This window comes from Phytoactinopolyspora mesophila (assembly GCF_010122465.1).
GTDB lineage: Bacteria > Actinomycetota > Actinomycetes > Jiangellales > Jiangellaceae > Phytoactinopolyspora > Phytoactinopolyspora mesophila.
On the sequence record NZ_WLZY01000001.1, the window covers coordinates 1285959 to 1303931 of the forward strand.

Annotated in this window: 17 protein-coding genes, 1 pseudogene and 1 CRISPR repeat array; of the genes and pseudogenes, 6 read left to right on the forward strand and 12 right to left on the reverse strand. The window is 67.1% G+C overall.

Annotation, left to right across the window (positions count from 1 at the left end; genetic code table 11):
- Positions 1-341: 341 nt before the first annotated feature.
- The 4 genes and pseudogenes from F7O44_RS32265 to F7O44_RS05870 all read right to left on the reverse strand — a co-directional run.
- Positions 342-473, reverse strand: a pseudogene (locus F7O44_RS32265) (pentapeptide repeat-containing protein); the annotation flags it as partial.
- A gap of 99 nt (positions 474-572) precedes the next feature.
- A complete protein-coding gene (locus F7O44_RS05860; RefSeq protein ID WP_222851101.1) occupies positions 573-1133 on the reverse strand; it encodes a GNAT family N-acetyltransferase in 561 nt (186 codons plus the stop codon).
- Positions 1134-1169: 36 nt separating this feature from the next.
- Positions 1170-1700, reverse strand: a complete 531-nt coding sequence (locus F7O44_RS05865) for a pyridoxamine 5'-phosphate oxidase family protein (protein ID WP_162449149.1) — start codon at positions 1698-1700, stop codon at positions 1170-1172.
- Positions 1701-2125: 425 nt separating this feature from the next.
- Positions 2126-2743 carry a TIGR03086 family metal-binding protein gene (locus F7O44_RS05870; RefSeq protein WP_222851102.1) on the reverse strand — a complete coding sequence of 206 codons (618 nt, stop codon included), beginning with the start codon at positions 2741-2743 and terminating at the stop codon, positions 2126-2128.
- 65 nt (positions 2744-2808) lie between these two features.
- On the opposite strand from F7O44_RS05870, the gene F7O44_RS05875 reads away from it, so the two are divergent.
- From F7O44_RS05875 to F7O44_RS05890, 4 genes are all read left to right on the forward strand, one after another.
- Positions 2809-3645 (forward strand): helix-turn-helix domain-containing protein, encoded by an 837-nt coding sequence (locus tag F7O44_RS05875; protein ID WP_162449150.1) that lies wholly within the window; start codon positions 2809-2811, stop codon positions 3643-3645.
- A 42-nt stretch (positions 3646-3687) separates the two neighbouring features.
- Positions 3688-4221, forward strand: coding sequence for a GNAT family N-acetyltransferase (locus tag F7O44_RS05880; protein ID WP_222851103.1), 534 nt, complete (start codon positions 3688-3690; stop codon positions 4219-4221).
- 34 nt (positions 4222-4255) lie between these two features.
- A complete protein-coding gene (locus F7O44_RS05885) occupies positions 4256-4612 on the forward strand; it encodes an SRPBCC family protein (RefSeq protein WP_162449151.1) in 357 nt (118 codons plus the stop codon).
- A 159-nt stretch (positions 4613-4771) separates the two neighbouring features.
- Positions 4772-5335, forward strand: coding sequence for a YceI family protein (locus F7O44_RS05890; RefSeq protein WP_162449152.1), 564 nt, complete (start codon positions 4772-4774; stop codon positions 5333-5335).
- Here F7O44_RS05890 and F7O44_RS05895 read toward each other — a convergent pair.
- Positions 5313-6023, reverse strand: a complete 711-nt coding sequence (locus F7O44_RS05895) for a VOC family protein (protein ID WP_162449153.1) — start codon at positions 6021-6023, stop codon at positions 5313-5315. The genes F7O44_RS05890 and F7O44_RS05895 overlap by 23 nt on opposite strands.
- 149 nt (positions 6024-6172) lie before the next feature.
- Between F7O44_RS05895 and F7O44_RS05900 the strand changes: the two genes are divergently transcribed.
- Positions 6173-6760, forward strand: a complete 588-nt coding sequence (locus tag F7O44_RS05900; protein ID WP_281353450.1) for a class I SAM-dependent methyltransferase — start codon at positions 6173-6175, stop codon at positions 6758-6760.
- A gap of 19 nt (positions 6761-6779) precedes the next feature.
- Here the strand turns inward: F7O44_RS05900 and F7O44_RS05905 are convergent, their stop codons facing one another.
- The 4 genes from F7O44_RS05905 to F7O44_RS05920 all read right to left on the reverse strand — a co-directional run bounded on the left by F7O44_RS05905 (position 6780) and on the right by F7O44_RS05920 (position 10473).
- A complete protein-coding gene (locus F7O44_RS05905; protein ID WP_162449155.1) occupies positions 6780-7313 on the reverse strand; it encodes a 2'-5' RNA ligase family protein in 534 nt (177 codons plus the stop codon).
- Between the two features lie 178 nt (positions 7314-7491).
- Positions 7492-8415 (reverse strand): site-specific tyrosine recombinase XerD, encoded by a 924-nt coding sequence (xerD, locus tag F7O44_RS05910; RefSeq protein WP_162449388.1) that lies wholly within the window; start codon positions 8413-8415, stop codon positions 7492-7494.
- Between the two features lie 14 nt (positions 8416-8429).
- Positions 8430-9545 carry an alanine dehydrogenase gene (gene ald, locus F7O44_RS05915; protein WP_162449156.1) on the reverse strand — a complete coding sequence of 372 codons (1116 nt, stop codon included), beginning with the start codon at positions 9543-9545 and terminating at the stop codon, positions 8430-8432.
- A gap of 292 nt (positions 9546-9837) precedes the next feature.
- Positions 9838-10473, reverse strand: coding sequence for an NUDIX domain-containing protein (locus F7O44_RS05920; RefSeq protein WP_162449157.1), 636 nt, complete (start codon positions 10471-10473; stop codon positions 9838-9840).
- 209 nt (positions 10474-10682) lie between these two features.
- Between F7O44_RS05920 and F7O44_RS05925 the strand changes: the two genes are divergently transcribed.
- Positions 10683-11663, forward strand: coding sequence for an Rpn family recombination-promoting nuclease/putative transposase (locus tag F7O44_RS05925; RefSeq protein WP_343073813.1), 981 nt, complete (start codon positions 10683-10685; stop codon positions 11661-11663).
- 364 nt (positions 11664-12027) lie between these two features.
- Positions 12028-15839: a CRISPR direct-repeat array (repeat unit 28 nt; unit sequence GGATCATCCCCGCGCCTGCGGGGAGCAC).
- 72 nt (positions 15840-15911) lie between these two features.
- Here the strand turns inward: F7O44_RS05925 and cas2e are convergent.
- From cas2e to cas6e, 3 genes are read right to left on the reverse strand one after another with little or no spacing between them, the layout of a single operon-like run.
- Positions 15912-16334 carry a type I-E CRISPR-associated endoribonuclease Cas2e gene (gene cas2e / locus F7O44_RS05930; protein ID WP_162449159.1) on the reverse strand — a complete coding sequence of 141 codons (423 nt, stop codon included), beginning with the start codon at positions 16332-16334 and terminating at the stop codon, positions 15912-15914.
- Complete coding sequence (cas1e, locus tag F7O44_RS05935) at positions 16331-17287, reverse strand: type I-E CRISPR-associated endonuclease Cas1e (RefSeq protein WP_162449160.1); 957 nt, start codon at positions 17285-17287, stop codon at positions 16331-16333. The genes cas2e and cas1e overlap by 4 nt, the downstream gene beginning before the upstream one ends.
- Positions 17284-17973: a type I-E CRISPR-associated protein Cas6/Cse3/CasE gene (cas6e, locus tag F7O44_RS05940; RefSeq protein ID WP_162449161.1), complete on the reverse strand. Its 690-nt coding sequence runs from the start codon at positions 17971-17973 to the stop codon at positions 17284-17286. Before cas6e ends, cas1e begins: the two co-directional genes overlap by 4 nt.

Here is a 17973-nt window from a genome sequence, read left to right on the forward strand (position 1 = left end):
GGCCGGGCCGGGGGTTCGTCTATATCGTTCCCCAGAGCCGCCCGGCTGGTGGTGGCCACTCGCCCGCTGGCTGGTGGGCCATGCGCCTGCGCAATACCCGTATTCGGCGGGGCCTGCCGCGACCCGCTGCCATCAGAAACGCACGGATCCGGCCCAGCCGGCGTCCGGACCTTGGAAACGCGGGGATCAGGCCCAGCCGCATGCAACGGGCCTCGCTGCCCCGCCGCCAATCCCGTCCCACACCGCCGGTCACGAGCACGCGCGGTTTCACCCCGCCGCGGCCACCCCGAACGCTCCAGCCCGCGGAGATTCGGCGCGGCCAGGTCCGCCCGAGCCAGATCCGAACCAGCCAGGTCCGAGCCAGCCAGATCCGACCAAGCCAAATCCGCCCAAGCCAAATCCGAGCCAGCCAGATCCGACCAAGCCAAATCCGCCCTGGTCAGCCCGACCAACCTCACCCGCGCGGCGAGCACCCGCAAGACCTTCCCCGGTGATCGTCAGTGCGTTGTGGTCGCTATCCCACGAATCTCGGTGCTAAATGTCGCATTTGTGGAACCACAACGCACTGACGATCACCGAGAGGTGCGCGCCACGAGCCACTCCTCCCGAGTGATCTGGTAGCGCACCTCGCCCAATTCGGTGCCAGGCAGGGGGTTGTCGAACTCGACGTGGAAGGTCTCGATGTGGCGCATGCCGCATTTCTCCATGACCCGCCGTGATCCCGCATTGACGAACATGGTCTCGGCAACGACGCGCTCGGCCTCCAGCTCGGCAAACGCATAGTTGATCATTGCCTGGCTTCCTTCGGTGGCCAAGCCCGCGCCCCAATGCGCAGTGCGCAACCTGTACCCGAGCTCCGGTGCCGCGGGACCGTCGGCGCCCACAGCCAGGCTGAACCAACCGACGAACGTGCTGTCGGCAAGCTCGGCGATCAGCTGGCCGTGCCGGGGGTACACCTCGTACGCCTTCAGCAGGATTTCTACCTCGGCCACCACCTGCTCCCGGGTGGGTGGTCGCCAGTCGAGATACCGCATCACGCCGTCGTCGTTGTTGAGTAAGACCAGCCGGTCGACATCGGAACGGGTCACCTGCCGAAGCGCCATACGTTCTGTACGCAGAAGAGGTTCCGTCACGGCCGCCATCCTAAAAGCGGCGCTCTGACGGCATCCTCAACTGTCGGTGATGTCGGCGAACCGCCAGCTGGTCTGGCTGTAGGGGGCCTTGCCGAATCCGAACGCCGAGCGCGGCTCGACCCTGAATACCCATGCTTCACCGGTGCCGCCGGAGTGGCGGAACGCACCGTCTGCGACGTCGAACCGCCAGGTCTCGCCGTACTTGGTCACCCAGGCCTTGGCCAGTCCGTGCAGGGTTTCCTCATCGGCCACGCGCACCGCCGTGCCTTCGACGACCAAATCCAGACCGCCGTACAGAGTGTTGGTTCCCGTCGTCAGCACAACGTGGGGGTTGCCCTGCAAATTCCGGCATTTCCGCTCCTCGGGACCGGTAGTGAAGTGCAGGGCGCCGTCTTCCCAGACCGTCAGCAGCGGTGTCACGTGCGGGCGGCCGTCCGGGCGCACGGTCGAGATCCAGGACAGTTCGGCTTCCGCCAGGGCGCGGCGGGCCTCGGCCCACGCGACGGGCTCGGCGTCCTCGTCGCTGTAGCGGCGGTCCAGCTCGGTGGTTGGTTCATCGGTGGTCATCACGGGCTCCCGTCGTCGTGTTCGTCACCCGTACCGACCACAGCCACCGGCAAAATTCATCGGCCCGGCCCTCCTGTCCGGCTCAACAGCACGCCCCACCCCACAGCCAACCCACAGCCCGCCTCCCAACTGGGCTTCCCCTCGTATCGTGGAGACACGGCAATCCCCTGTCACTCCCGCCCACCCCTTTCGGGTGATCGTCAGTACGTTGTGGCTCCACAAATCCGACAATTAGCACCGAGACCTGCCGAATGACGACCACAACGTACTGACGATCACCCGAAAGGGGCGGGCGGCGGTGGTGCGGGGAAGGCGGGCGGGCGGGAGGGTGCGGGGAGCACGGCACGGCGGGTGCGCGCCCTCGAGGGAGCACGGCACGGCGGGTGCGCGCCCTCGACGCGAGCGCGCCCTCGACGGGTGCGCGCTCAGGTTGGCGCCCACGTCGGGTCACGGCCCGTCAGCCCGAGGATCTGGTCGAGCACGGGAGCATCGGCGGGCACAGGCACACGCTCCGCGTACACCCCCATCTCCCGGCCTTGCTCGGCGGTCTTCTCCACTTCCTGATAGACAAACGCCAGGACGTCGTCGTCCCACATCACCTGCTGACCGCTCGCCCGAGCAAGATCCCAGCCGTGCACGACGAACTCCCCCATCACCATGCCGCCGATCATCGAGGCGGGCAGATCCATCGGGCTGCCCAGCTGGGTGAGGCCCTCCCATGCCTCCGGCTGGCTCCACGATGCCGCGATCCGGCGTGACTGCCGCTCGTACGTGTCGGCCCAGCCTGCGTCGACCAGGTCAACGTCACGATCACTGTCGGCCGGCGGCGGGAACACTTCCTTACGTGCGGCGCTCTCCAGCGACGGACCCCAAAACAGCACGTGGTTGAGCAGCTTGTGTACGTCGTACTCGCTGCACGGTGTCGGTGCGCTGAGCTGACCGGCTTCGATCCCGCGGACGACCGCGATGGCCGGCGTCGCCGCCCCCTCCATGAGTGCATGCCCTCGCATCAGATTCTCCCCTAGACCTCGAACGGGCGTCATTGGACCGACGGTATCCAGCACCGTCAGGGCCTGTCTTGAACAAACGCGACGGCTATCCTTCCGGTATGCCGAGCGCTCGAGCCCAGCGCGACGTCCGGGAGGTCGGTGGCGCCTGGACCGGCTTCCAGCGCCATTGGTTCGCCGACGCCCATCCGGACCTCGCGCCGTTCGTCGAGCGCTACTGGTTCGTCGCCTGGGACCTGCGCGACCAGCCTCCGTATCGCCAACTGGTCGTCCCGTACCCAAACGTGCACCTGACCTTCTTCAACGACACCACCGCGGCCGTACACGGCGTGACCCGGGGGCACGTGGTACGTGTCTTGGAAGGCGCGGGCAGGGTGTTCGGCGCGGCGTTCCGGCCGGGCTGTTTCCGGCCGTTCCTGCGCTCCTCCGCCTCCGCGATCAGTGATGTCTCGGTACTCACCGGCCGGTCGGTACCGGCTCAGGAAATATTGGGTCCCGACGTACCGCTGGCCGCCATGGCAGCGGCAGAAGACGAGACCGCGATGCGCCACATCATGGACGAATTCCTTCGCGCGATTCTGCCGGCCGACGACGCGTCGGCGCAGACTGCGGCAGCCGTCGTCGCGCACATCGCCGACGATCCACACATCACTCGCGTCGATCAGCTGGCCGACCAAGTGAACATGAGTGTCCGCGGTTTGCAGCGTCTATTCGCCGAGTACGTCGGCGTCGGCCCGAAATGGGTCATCCGCCGCTACCGGCTACATGAGGTCAGCGTGCGCCTGGACGCGGGCATCGACGTCGACTGGTCCGAACTCGCCGCCGAACTCGGATACGCCGACCAAGCGCATTTCACCCGCGACTTCACCGCCATCGTCGGCGAATCTCCGACCCGCTATGCCCAGCGGTACCCGGCTCCGCCGAGGCGTTCCGGTTGATCCGCACCGTCAGCCGCGCAGTACAGCAGGCATGATAGGCACGTGAACGAACCCGGTCGCGCAATGGTGATCAAGACCGGCACCGTCGACGACGTGCCGGCGGTGCTCGCCATGCTCGATGGCGCGGTCCGCTGGCTCGTCGACAACGGCCGCGAAGACCAATGGGGCACGGCCCCGATGTCGGCCGAGCAGCGCAACCTGGATCGGACGACGACGTGGGCCCGTGCGGGCGAGCTGTACCTCGCCTGGAACGACGCCGATCCAGTCGGCGCGCTCGCCGTCGGCGATGCTCCCGCGCACATACCACCGGCCGCCGAGCCCGAGCTTTACATCAACCTGCTGATCACCGATCGTGCTCACGCCGGGCTCGGGATCGGCGCGCGCATGCTGCGGCACGCTCGCGAGATCGCTACCGAACGCGGGCTCGGCCTCCTGCGCGTCGACTGCTACGCCGGGAACGACGGCGCGCTGGTCCGGTACTATGAGCAGCAAGGATTCACCGCGACCGCCACGTTCACCGTCGAGGTGCCGAAGGGGCCGTGGACCGGCCAGGTGCTCGAACAACGTCTCGGCTGAACGCGGCTCTCCCCGAGGCGACTATCGTGTCCAGGTGATCGAGATCGGCTCCAAGGCCCGCAAACTTCCGGCGCCACCGCCCGCGGTGTGGGATTCGTTGACGCATCCACGACGGCCTGGGGCCCGTCCCTGGCTGAACCTGCTGCCCGACGAGGTCGAGCCACGCGTCCTGGAGGCTGAGGCGCCGGAGCGGGTCGTCTGGTCGTCGCTCTGGACGCACCGCCCGGATGATCAGATCCACCTTGCTTTGACCCCTGTCGGGACCGAGACGTCATTGCGCTTCACCTTGCTCACTCCGGGCGAGATGCCCGACCAGAGCCAGGCCGGTCATCTGCGGCGACGTCTCAACGTCTTACTCTTCGCCGACCTCAGGTTCTCCTACGGTCAGTGATGCCTGCGCGGCCGTCATCTCTGCCGTATATCGCGCTATCAATCGCCACACCGCGCGCCCACCCTCGGGTGGACGGCGCGGCGAACGGCTGCCCACCTCCGCAGAGCGCAACCGAGCGCGCTAGTACCCACACGCGTGAAAGCCACGTAGCCTCGGTCTATGGCGATCTCCGACGGCTTGTACCAAATCGGGCCCGCCGCGGGCCGGCTGCTGATCACGACCGGTCGCACCGGTCTGGGAGCCCGCGCCGGGCACGACCTCACGCTCGAACCAACCGGCTGGCAGGGCAGTGTCGTGGTGAACACGGCCGAGCCGAAACAGTCGTCCGTGCAGGTAGACGTGCGCGCTGACACCATCGAAGTGCTGGAAGGAACCGGGGGTGTCAAGCCGCTCACCGACTCTGATCGCGCGGACATCAAACACAACATCCGCAGCAAAGTCCTCTACACCGATCAATATCCGATCATCACGTTTCGCTCGACCGACATCGCTGGTGCCCTCGACGCGTTCACCATCGGTGGCGAACTCACCATCCGAGACACGGCACGTCATGTCGTCGTCCAGGGCTCGGTCGCCGACGACGGCCGGGTGCGGGCCGTCGCCATGGTGAAGCAGACCGAGTGGGGCATCAAGCCGTATTCGGCGTTCCTCGGCGCGCTCAAACTCGCCGACGACGTCAAGATCGAGGTCGACGCCGTGCTCAGTCCCGACCCTGCCATGTAGTGACACACGCCTCGTTGCCCTCGACATCAGCCAGCACCCAGAAGGCCGGGGCGGCGGCGTATGACACGAGCACTCCGCCGGCGTCCAGCGCCGCCTGGACCCGGCGCGGCGCCTCGTCGTGGGGAACGGATACATCGAGATGGATGCGGTTGCGCTGCGGACGCGCCACGTCCATCTGCTGGAACCAGATGGCCGGAGCCGCCCCGAGTGAATCGACAAGTGGGTCCTTGGGCCCGGTGGCGCCCGCCTCGTCGACGTAGCCCAAGATCGCTTTCCAGAACGGCCGGATCGCCGGGATGTCGAGTGCGTCGATGGCGATCTCCACGACCTGGGCCGAGCGGGACTCGGCAGTCGCGACGTCCGGATCGGTTCGCAGGCCCTCCTGCTCGATAGCGGTTGTGATCCGTTGCGCGAGCGCCGAATCCCGGGTGGTGACGGCGGCGACGTCCAGGGTCTGCAACGAGACGACGACCCGGCGAGGCCGGACGTCCAGCGTCAGGTGATTGTCCGCGTCGGCACCGGCGGCGGCAACCACCCGAGCAGCGACATCGGCGGCTTGCCGCAACGACGGCACCGGCACGTGCGTGCGCAACTGGCCGAGGACGTAGCGCCACCCGATTCCACTGACGGCGTCAGAGGCCTCGGGCCGGCTCAGAACCTGCGCCGGGTCTCCATGATCGTTTTGCATGCCGCCATCCTCTCGTGATCATTGGCGTTTCACCACCGTATGCGGTGGCGTAAAGCCAATGATCATGAGAAAGACGCGTCGTCGCCGACGAACTCTCGTGGGACTACCGCGCACACGCCGCCGACGCTCTGCGACGAGCAAGCAGCGTCCTGGACGTCGACACCGGTGGCGGCGAATTGCTGGCCAGCCTCGCGCCGCTGCCCCAGACGATCGCCACCGAACCCTACCCACCCAACCTGCCGGTCGCGGCCAAGCGGCTCGCTCCCCTCGGCGTGAATGTGCGCCCGGGCCGCGCCGAGGCGTTGCCGGTGCCTGACGCCCACGTGGATCTCGTGCTCAACCGGCACGGCGCGTTGGATGCCGCCGAGATCGCGCGGGTACTGCGGCCCGGCGGTGTCTTCCTCACCCAGCAGGTGGGCGGCCGCAACGACATCGAGTTCAACGAAGCGCTGGGCATGTTGCCTGCCGATCCCGACACGCATTCGCTGACCACGGTGACGGTGGCCCTCGAATCGGCTGGGTTGGTCGTCGAGGTCGCACTCGAGGAGTTTCCGCGGGTCCGGTACCTGGATGTCGGTGCTGTCGCCTACCAGTTACGGCTCGTGCCGTGGCAGGTGCCGGGGTTCGACGTCGCGACCCCAGGCGATCGTCTACGCGAGATCCACGACATCATCGAGCGCGCCGGGAGCTTCACGGTCCACGATCACCGGTTCCTGATCCAAGCCCGCAAACCGTGACGGCGCGGATACCACGACGTCAACCAGCGGGCCCGAGCGGGAACTCCGCGATCGTGTGCCAGGAGCCGGGAGTGTTCGCTCCGCACATCACCTGAACAGCGGTGACATCCATCGTGAACGGCAGTTGGGACATGATCTCGCGCTCCGCAGCCCGAAGCTCCTCTTGCGAACCGCGATCACCCACGGTCAGGTGTGGGACCGGATCCCCGTGCTCCCCCTCGTAGGGCAGGTAGCCGGGGAACGCGTCCATCACGGATGTGGTCAGTGCGTTGAAGGACGACGCCGGCTCGGGCGCCACCCAGAGAAGCTGATCGCCGAACCAGCTGGTTGTCCTCCATTCAGCTCGGAATCGCGGGACCGTGACCACCGCGTCCGCGACGGCGGCCAGTACGTCGTCGTCGATGCGCCCGGGCGGCACGAACGGATACATGACGGTGACGTGGGCCGGAACCCCCGCCAAAGCCGCCGGGTCGAACCGTTCCCGATGCCGCCGTACCACTCGTTCGGCCTCCGGGACCGTAACGAGCACAGCGCTGAAGGTCGATTCCGCCATGCCCACCACCGTAAACCCTGCGCCGCTACGCGGATCGGTGATCGTGAGCGCTTTCGCGCCCTTGCCGCCGCAATCCACCTGGGGTTTTACGCCGGGGCAGCACCAGAAATCCGGCAACGATCACCGACGCATGGCGCAGCCAGGCAGCGAAAACGGTAGCGGTACGCTTGCCCCGAATTCAGCCGGAAGAGTCACGCGCACGCGGATGCGCGGCGGCGTACACCTCGCGCAGGTGTTCCACTGTCACCAACGTGTACACCTGGGTCGTCGTCACCGATGCGTGGCCGAGAAGCTCCTGCACCACCCGGACGTCGGCGCCGCCGTCGAGCAGATGAGTGGCAAACGAATGCCGCAAAGTATGAGGCGAGACCGTCTCACCGAGGTCAGCGCGTTCCGCGGCCGTACGCAGCACCGTCCAGGCGCTTTGCCGCGAAAGCCGACCGCCGCGGGCGTTCAGGAACAACGCCGGAGTGCCACGCCCCGACGCAAGCAGCGCCGGGCGGCCTCGCACGGTGTAGGCCTCCACCGCCTCCTGCGCGTACGAGCCGATCGGCACGATCCTCGTCTTTCCGCCCTTGCCCCGCAGCGTCACCGTGCCGGATTCGAGGTCGACGTCGTCACGGTCCAGCCCCACCGCCTCGGAAATACGCGCACCACACCCGTACAGCAATTCCAGCAGCGCGCGGTCCCGCAGAACTCGCGGCCCCTCCCCCGTCGACGCGGCGGCCAGCAGCTGTTCAACCTGCGCCAGCGGGATCGCCTTTGGCAACCGGCGAGGCGGAGTGGGCGGGCGGACCGCGCCGGCAGGGTCTACGTCCGTGATCCCTTCGCGGCATAGGAAGCGATGCAGGCCGCGCACGGCGACGACGGTTCGAGCGGCCGAGCTAGCGCTCAGGGCCGGGTATGCGTCGTCGCCCTCACGGAGACTGCGCAGGAACGCCGTGACGTCGGCCTCGACCACGTCGGTCGGCTCGACGCGCCCCAGCGCGACCAGGAACTGTACGTATCGGCGCAGGTCGCGCCGGTAAGACGCCAGTGTGTTGGCGGCCAGTCCGCGCTCGACGGCCAGGTGGTCCAGATAGGCCCGGGCCACCTTGTCCAGTCCGGTGTGTCCGCTCAGTTGAGCACCTCGTCCAAGTCGGCCGCCGCGAGTTCGTGGGCCTCGGCGACGGGCGCATATACGACGTGCCCGGCGTAGGTGTTCAGGCCGCGGGCCAGGGCGGCGTCAGCCCGCAGCGCTGCCCGCCACCCTTGATTGGCCAGCTCGGTCACGTACGGAAGAGTGACGTTGGTGAGCGCGTAGGTGGAGGTGTTCGGCACCGCTCCGGGCATGTTGGTCACGCAGTAGAAGATCGACTCGTGGACCTTGAACGTCGGGGCGTCGTGCGTCGTGGGCCGCGAACTCTCGAAGCATCCGCCCTGGTCGATCGCGACGTCGACCAACACGCTACCGGGCCGCATCCGGGCGACGAGATCGTCTGACACCAGCGTCGGCGCTTTGGCTCCCGGGACCAAAACCGCGCCGATGACGAGGTCAGCGTCCTGGACCGCGCTCTCCACTTCGAACAGGTTGGACGCGACCGTCTGCATCCGGCCCGCGTAGAGGTCCTCGACCTCGCGCAGCCTGGCGATGTTCTTGTCCAGCACCCAGACGTCGGCCAGCATGCCCATGGCGATAGCGGCGGCGTTGATTCCGGCCACTCCGGCTCCGATGACGACGACCTTCGCCGACTGGGTACCAGGCACCCCGCCGAGCAGCACGCCCCTACCGCCCTGACCTCGTTCGAGCACATGGGCGCCGACCTGAGTGGCCATCCGGCCGGCAACCTCACTCATCGGTGCCAGCAGCGGCAGATGACCGGTAGCGGTCTGCACCGTCTCATAGGCGATGGCGGTGACGCCGGCGTCGAGCAGCGCATGGGTGCACTCTTTCGAGGCGGCCAGGTGCAGGTAGGTGAACAGGACCTGGCCGCGCCGCATCCGGTGGTACTCGTCCGGGATCGGCTCTTTGACCTTGCAGATCAGGTTCGCCTCGGCCCACACGTCGTCCGCGCTAGTGGCGATACGCGCGCCGGCGGCTTGATATTCCTCGTCGCGGATCGACGATCCCAGCCCGGCGCCCGCCTCGACCACAACCTCATGGCCGTTCAGCGTCAGCTCGTGCACCCCGGCTGGTGTCATCGCGACACGATGCTCGTTGCTCTTGATCTCGGTAGGAATGCCGACCAGCACCTACGTCCCCTTACTGTCCCGCCCGGCGACGTTGCCGGACGCACGATGTCGAGGCCCCTCGCGCCGAAGTCTAGAGCAGTCAGGCGGCCTGGCGCGTTCGCACGACACGCCTTATGGACGACGCGGACCCTGCCTTCATGATCAACCACGATACGCCGTAGACATGGCGCTGAGCCCGTCGCCATGTGAGCGCGTCGTGTCGCGGGTTGTTCCGTCCGGTGTGCCCCCACGCTGGCGAGTAGGCGGCCAGGCCTTTCACCGGCTCCGGTTCGAGTGTTGTGCGCTTTCTGGTTCAGCTGTGCTCGACGGCGGGCCAGGGCACGTCCGGGGCGCGCAGGGCGTCGTACCCGCCGTCGTGGCTGGCCGCCCAGGCAGCCAGCACGCCGATGCACAGCAGCGAGTTCTGCACCTTCCCGGCCAGTGCCGCCTTGACCAAATCCGCCAGCGGCACCCAGGAAACCGGCATGTCGGCTTCCTCGGCGTGACCGTTGTACCGCTCGTCGTCGGGAACGTGGGTGATGTCCCTGGCCAGGAAGACGCGCACGGCTTCGTCGGTCATGCCGGGCGAGCTGAACACGTCCGTAAGCACCCGCCAGTTCGCGGCCCGGACGTGACCTTCCTCGTAGAGTTCGCGTTGCGCCGCGACCAGAGGCGGCTCGTCGGCGATGTCGCGTAGGCCTGCCGGAAGCTCCGTGAGGCGGTGCTGAACCGGGTGCCGGTACTGGGAGACGACCAGTACGCGATCCTGCTCATCGAGGGCGATGATCGCGACAGCTCCGGGGTGGGCGATCACGTCACGCGGGAACGTCGTGCCGTCCACGGGCGAGCGGACGACGTCCTGGCGCAGCGTGACCACCTTTCCCTCGAAGATCACCTCGGATGTCTCGACCGGCCACTGCTCGGGGCGGTCCTGCAATGCTTCGTCCACGGGCGTCCACACTACGTGGCGGGGTTGATCGCCGGGTGAGCGACCGCGTCGGCGCGGTGGTGGCGGCGTCCGCGCTGCGGGGGGGTGAGCTTCGTGGCCTCACGTAACGTTTCCGGCCCCTAATCCGGCCCTATCCGTTACGCCAGGCCACGAAGCCCTGGCCACGGGCTGCGAGGGCAGTATCAAGTGCATAACCAGGGCACCTGTCAGTGCCGGCTTATACCTTCGCTGTCATTCCGAGTCAGTCCAGTCCGCATGATGCAGTGTTCCGCCGGGTTCTTGGTGACCCCGCGAACGCAGCCTCACAGCTGCGCGCCGTACTGCCGGCCGGCTTGGCCGAGCGGCTCGACCTGGAACAGCTGGCCCGGGTCTCCGGCAGCTTCGTCGATCCCGCCCTACGCTGGCGACACTCAGATCTGCTGTTCTCCGCCCCACTGGACGGCCACGATGCGTTGATCTACGTCCTCGTCGAACACCAGAGCTGCAACGATCCACTGATGCCGTTTCGGATGCTGCGCTACATGGTGCGGATCTGGGACCGCTACCTGACGGAGCACCCCGACGCGACGCTGCTTCCGCTGGTGATCCCGCTCGTCGTGCATCACAACCGCCGCCCGTGGTCCGGTCCCACAGACGTGGTCGATCTGCTCGACATCAACCGCGACACTGCTGAAGCCGCGCAAGAGTACCTGCCCCGTCTCCGGTTCCTCCTCGACGATCTCGCCCGAGTGGACGAACACGCGCTGCGGGCCCGGCCGCTGACACCAACGGCCCGAATCACACTCCTGCTGCTCAAGATCGCCCCCGGCAACTCTCGACTCGCTGATGACCTGCGGAATTGGGCCGACGACCTTCGCGCGATCCTGGCACGCTCCGACGGTATCGACGAGATGATCGCGCTGTTGACGTACATTGAAACCGTAGGCGAAGCACCCAGCGACGAGCTACACGACCTGTTCACACAACTCGGGCCCGAAGCAGAGGAGGCGTACATGACCACCGCTGAGATGCTGCGCGCCGAAGGCCGCGCCCAGGGCCGTACCGAGACGCTCATACAGCTGTTGACCCTCAAGTTCGGACCACCCACACCGGCCGTGCTGGACACCGTGCACGCCGCCACAGCCGACCAGCTGGAAACCTGGACTGCCCGCATCCTCAGCGCCGACACCCTGGAACAGGTCCTGCACTGAACCGGACGGCACATAGTGGTGACATCTGACTGATCCTTCTCGGCTAGCCACCAAAACCCCGTGAGATGCAGGGATTCCGGCGTTCACGCTCGCAGACAGCATGCATCCTGCCGGTAGATACGGCTTTCGGATGCGTGCGCACTCGTGATCCCCTGGCCGCGCGTTCCTGGTTCTCCCCCACCTGCGGGGAATGCACCACTGAGGCGACCACTAACTCCGACGCCAACTGAGCTTCGTGGCCTCATGTAACGTTTCCCAGCCCCAATCCGGCCCCATCCGTTACGCCAGGCCACGAAGCTGGAATCGCCCACCCCGCTGATGCGGGGAGCACTCCACGACGGGTGGACTCGCGTGTATCGCCGCCGGATCATTCCCGCCTGCGCGGGGAGCACGACGAAGTCAAAGCTGCACGATTGGCCGAACACGGATCATCCCCGCGCCTGCGGGGAGCACATGCCCTCGGAGCCGTTAGCGGTGCGCATCGACGGATCATCCCCGCGCCTGCGGGGAGCACACGAGCGCCGCTAGCTCTGGGTACTGGCGTTCAGGATCATCCCCGCGCCTGCGGGGAGCACTTTCTATATGCCTAGTTAGTGGTGGCAAGAGGTGGATCATCCCCGCGCCTGCGGGGAGCACCGACAACCTGTTGCTGTTGACGGTCGCGTTGCCGGGATCATCCCCGCGCCTGCGGGGAGCACCGTCCGCGTACTCTGCTTCCTCTTCCTCGTTGGGGATCATCCCCGCGCCTGCGGGGAGCACCGACCGATTCCGATTTCGACGGCGGCTGTACCGGGATCATCCCCGCGCCTGCGGGGAGCACGTGGAGGCTCAGCAGACCGGTGTCGAGGCTCGAGGATCATCCCCGCGCCTGCGGGGAGCACTCATTCACCGCCTTCGCGATGATTCCCCAGCCGGGATCATCCCCGCGCCTGCGGGGAGCACGTCCAGTCGACCGGGACGATGACGGCGGAGACCGGATCATCCCCGCGCCTGCGGGGAGCACCACTCGTCTATGTCCTCTTGAGTCGGCAGAGGCGGATCATCCCCGCGCCTGCGGGGAGCACGGATTGTCGCGGTCGAAGAGCTTCCGGTCGTGGGATCATCCCCGCGCCTGCGGGGAGCACTCCTTCTCGTATTCACCGTTTTCGACTGCCCACGGATCATCCCCGCGCCTGCGGGGAGCACTCACCTAAACGCTGGCTCCGGTATGTCGGAACCGGATCATCCCCGCGCCTGCGGGGAGCACTGCGTGACTGAGAACTCAAGCTCTTTGAAATCCGGATCATCCCCGCGCCTGCGGGGAGCACCCACGCCTGTGACAAGTAATCAAAGAGATCTTCGGATCATCCCCGCGCCTGCGGGGAGCACACGTCTAGTGCGCGTTCCCGCCTCGGTCAGCGGGGATCATCCCCGCGCCTGCGGGGAGCACCTACCAGTCATTCCGGCTGGCCGCGGGGCTCACGGATCATCCCCGCGCCTGCGGGGAGCACTGCCGATATAACCACGCGATTGCCGATTGACCAGGATCATCCCCGCGCCTGCGGGGAGCACGGCTGTCTCTAGCTCGTCCACACGGACACACGCGGATCATCCCCGCGCCTGCGGGGAGCACGTCGTCCTCAACGAACAGGTCGTCGTCGTCTTCGGATCATCCCCGCGCCTGCGGGGAGCACAAGATCAGGAATTCGGCAACGTAGTTCAATTCCGGATCATCCCCGCGCCTGCGGGGAGCACGTGTGGTCCGTGCCCGGCAGAGAAAGTCATCGAGGATCATCCCCGCGCCTGCGGGGAGCACGGGCAGAAACGCGGACCACACCCCGCAGAAACAGGATCATCCCCGCGCCTGCGGGGAGCACGAGTCGCCGGCCGAGTGGGCGGACGCCGTCGAGGGATCATCCCCGCGCCTGCGGGGAGCACGAGTCGCCGGCCGAGTGGGCGGACGCCGTCGAGGGATCATCCCCGCGCCTGCGGGGAGCACGCGCTGAGTAACACGTCATTCGTCCCGCAGGTGGGATCATCCCCGCGCCTGCGGGGAGCACCTTCAGCAACACTTACACCGACACCGGGACTTGGGATCATCCCCGCGCCTGCGGGGAGCACTCCCTGTACGCTTTAGACTTCACCCTTTTCTCCGGATCATCCCCGCGCCTGCGGGGAGCACTCGGCCAGGTGTTTCGCAAAACTGCGATGGACAGGATCATCCCCGCGCCTGCGGGGAGCACGCCTACGCCGCCGACTCGCTGGCGTTCGTGGGCGGATCATCCCCGCGCCTGCGGGGAGCACCGGGGACGGGGTTCGATTTTGCTTCGCATTTGCGGATCATCCCCGCGCCTGCGGGGAGCACGGCCACTACCTGGAACCCGCGGTCGCGGCGTGGGGATCATCCCCGCGCCTGCGGGGAGCACTCACCAACTTGCTCGACCATGAAGGCGGTTCCGGGATCATCCCCGCGCCTGCGGGGAGCACTCACGAGCCGTCACCACCCAGGCCCGCGTCACGGGATCATCCCCGCGCCTGCGGGGAGCACGCGGAGCACCAGTTGACCGTCGTCGATGAACGCGGGATCATCCCCGCGCCTGCGGGGAGCACGCGGCCCTGGTGGAGAACCGTGGCCGCGTGTCGGGATCATCCCCGCGCCTGCGGGGAGCACCAGGCGGATATGGATATAGAGGGCACATCCTGGGGATCATCCCCGCGCCTGCGGGGAGCACGTTCCACCCTCCCTGGAGGTCACAGCGCGCAACAGGATCATCCCCGCGCCTGCGGGGAGCACTTGGCCCTGGTCGCGGGTCGGCAGCGGCTTCTCGGATCATCCCCGCGCCTGCGGGGAGCACCCTTGACTCGCGAATTGACCACCGTCTGGGACCGGATCATCCCCGCGCCTGCGGGGAGCACGGCCCGTACCCTAGACGCAGCTCCCAGATGAAGGATCATCCCCGCGCCTGCGGGGAGCACTCCTTCCGGTTTCTGGTTTCTGCTCTACCTAGAGGATCATCCCCGCGCCTGCGGGGAGCACGCACGCTGATAGGGTCGGCACACCATGAGCACCGGATCATCCCCGCGCCTGCGGGGAGCACGCACGCTGATAGGGTCGGCACACCATGAGCACCGGATCATCCCCGCGCCTGCGGGGAGCACGTCGGGGATGGGGATGCCGGGGCTGGTCGGCACGGATCATCCCCGCGCCTGCGGGGAGCACGAAATCGAATCTCGCATTGTCAGCATGCAAGAGGGATCATCCCCGCGCCTGCGGGGAGCACATTATCAATGAAGCGCAAGGTCGCATTCAAGAAGGATCATCCCCGCGCCTGCGGGGAGCACACGACCCCAGCGATGCCCACAAGGCTTTCGACAGGATCATCCCCGCGCCTGCGGGGAGCACGATGCCGTCCTTGACGTCGGCGTCCAGCGCCCAGGATCATCCCCGCGCCTGCGGGGAGCACGATGCGAATGAAGCCCTCACGGACCCGCATCAGGGATCATCCCCGCGCCTGCGGGGAGCACGACTGCCAGTCCCGCGGGTCGCAGAACACCAGCGGATCATCCCCGCGCCTGCGGGGAGCACAAGTTCCACATCTTCGACCCCACCGGCGTGACCGGATCATCCCCGCGCCTGCGGGGAGCACCCCGGGCGGTACTAGCCACGGCAATCGCGGGGCGGATCATCCCCGCGCCTGCGGGGAGCACCTCGCCGACAAACTGAGCGGACCACCAGAACGAGGATCATCCCCGCGCCTGCGGGGAGCACTACCTCCGAATAAACTCCAGTGGTCATTTGCAAGGATCATCCCCGCGCCTGCGGGGAGCACCTCTTCGCAGATGGCATCCACAATGGGATGCAAGGATCATCCCCGCGCCTGCGGGGAGCACGGCAGCAATACGCACGGCGTACCGTTGTGAGGGAGGATCATCCCCGCGCCTGCGGGGAGCACGCTCCTCGCAAAGAACCGTTCGGGCTTGCTTGGGGATCATCCCCGCGCCTGCGGGGAGCATAGGGACTGTCGACGCTATGCGATGGCCCTCTATGGATCATCCCCGCGCCTGCGGGGAGCACGGACTCGCGAACCTTACCGCCGCGCAGGAACTGGGATCATCCCCGCGCCTGCGGGGAGCACCCGGGGCCGCATCCCTCATCTAGGAGGATTTGTGGATCATCCCCGCGCCTGCGGGGAGCACACTAATTGACCTGCAGGTTCGTCAGCCGACATTCCTTTTTTTATTTCACTTCAAACAAGACTCTAACGAGAATCATTCCTTCTCATCCAAATCACTGTCCCCTTTCTTGCGAAACTTTCTCCGGGCGTTCCGCCGCTTCCAGACCACGTCATCGGAGGGAACGGAGGCGCTCGACGCATCGCTCTTGCGCATCGGCGCGGTTGCGACTGGCACGTAGTCGGGGACGGTGGTGCGACGCATCAGCGTAATGCCATCGAAGTCGACCGGAGTCCAGTCGTGCCCATGTACTTCGAAAGCCAGCCGTTGCTCGCCGCGCACGGAATGGACCATCAGGGCGCGGCCTTCGGACACGTATTCGACGATCCGTTCCCACATGTGCTCGCGTACGCGCCGCGACACGTGCCCGACAAAGACACCTGGACTGATCTCCAGCAACCAGCGTGTGAGATGCCCACGCAGACCAGGCGGCACCGCAGTCAGGACGACGACGATCACGACGCGTCTCCGTAAGAGATGCCGCCGCGCACCGAGACGACGTACTCGTCCCAAAGCGACACGTTGTCGAAGTCCATGTCGGCGTCGTCTTGCGCATCCGACTCCGGATCCTCCTCCGGAAGCAGCAGGCGGCGGATGTCACGGGCGCAGCGCTCCAGCAGGCGGCCGTCGTGCAGCGCATCGCGGACCTGCCGGCGGGTCACCGGCCCGATCTCGCCCTCTTCCTCAGCAGCCACGTCGAAGGCGATCGGGATGGTCAGGTCTGCTTTGTAGAGGTCGGCCACGTCGTACACGAATGACCGGTGATGCCCTGTGTGGATGAACCCGAGCGCGGGAGAGCACCCAAGGGCGACGATCACCGCGTGAACGGCCCCGTACAGCGCGGAGTTGGCCGCCGACAGCGCCTGGTTGACCGGATCGCCGTCGTCCCAGTTCTCCGGGTCGTAGTTCCGCCGCGACCATTCCAGGCCGGTCCGTTCGGCGTTCTCGCGGTAAACCCGCCGCACCCGCGACCCTTCGCGGCCGCGCAGCTGCTGCATCGCCATGCCTGAGACATCCTCGCCGGGAAATCGCATCGCGTACATCTCCCGCGCGACGCGCAAACGCGCCTTCCGGCTCGTGACCGCTGCCGCCTGGGCTTCGAGCAGCCTGGAGGATCTGGCCAGGGAGGAGCCGTGCGCGTAGTAGCGCACGCCCCGCTCCCCCACCCACACCACGGTCGACCCGCTGTCGGACATCAGGGTGATCGCCTGGTGGGTGATCGTCGTGCCCGGGCCAAGTAGCAGCACTCCCACCGAAGCCGCCGGGATATGCACAGTCCCGCGTTCATCGGTCGCGGTGATCGCATTGCTGTCGCGGTTGATCACCGCCCGCTCCAGGTAGAGGAATGAGACCCGGTCGCCAGCCCTGGTCAGCTCCCGCGGGTTGGTCGGCCGGTAACCGATCGTGTTCATGACGACGACGTGCCCGGCGGGCGCGCCAGAGTCAGCAGTCCACAGCCGTACGCCTTTGCCCGGCCGACACCATGGGTCAACGTGTGCCGCAGCGCTTCGACGTCGCTGACCTCCAGTTGCCCCTGGAATGTCGCCATCGCGAGCGTGACCTGCGCGCCTTTGCGATCGAACCGGCGCACCGATCGGTCGACGACGGCCACGTCAGGCTCCGCAACACCATCACCAGCGCCGACACTGCTGGGCACCACCTGAAACCCGAGCCGCTCAGCGCGGTCGAGCAGCCACGCCTCCTGCTGGCGTGCGGTCACATGCCCGAGCGGCTTGGTCTCCTTCCACCCATCACGCCGCCCGGAGCGCACCGGGTTGGCGGTTAGCCGGAACTGGAACCGTTTCCCCACCTCCAGCGAGTCGAGCAACGGCTCGTAGGACTTCGTGTCCCAAGCCTCGGTGGTCGGCCAGCCCGCCTGCTCGACGATATGAGTGAAGTCGGGCTTGTCCGGACTGAACACGTAGAGCACTACCCGCCGCTGTTCGTGGCTGTCGAGCCGCCACAGCACGCGGCCGTCGCGGCCCGAACCGTCGCCCGCGAACCCGGCCAGAACCGCGGCGTGGAACGCCTGCGGCGACGCCATCAAACGACGTGCGCCCCGCCGCGCCGCATTGATCGGCATCCTGGTGAGGAACAT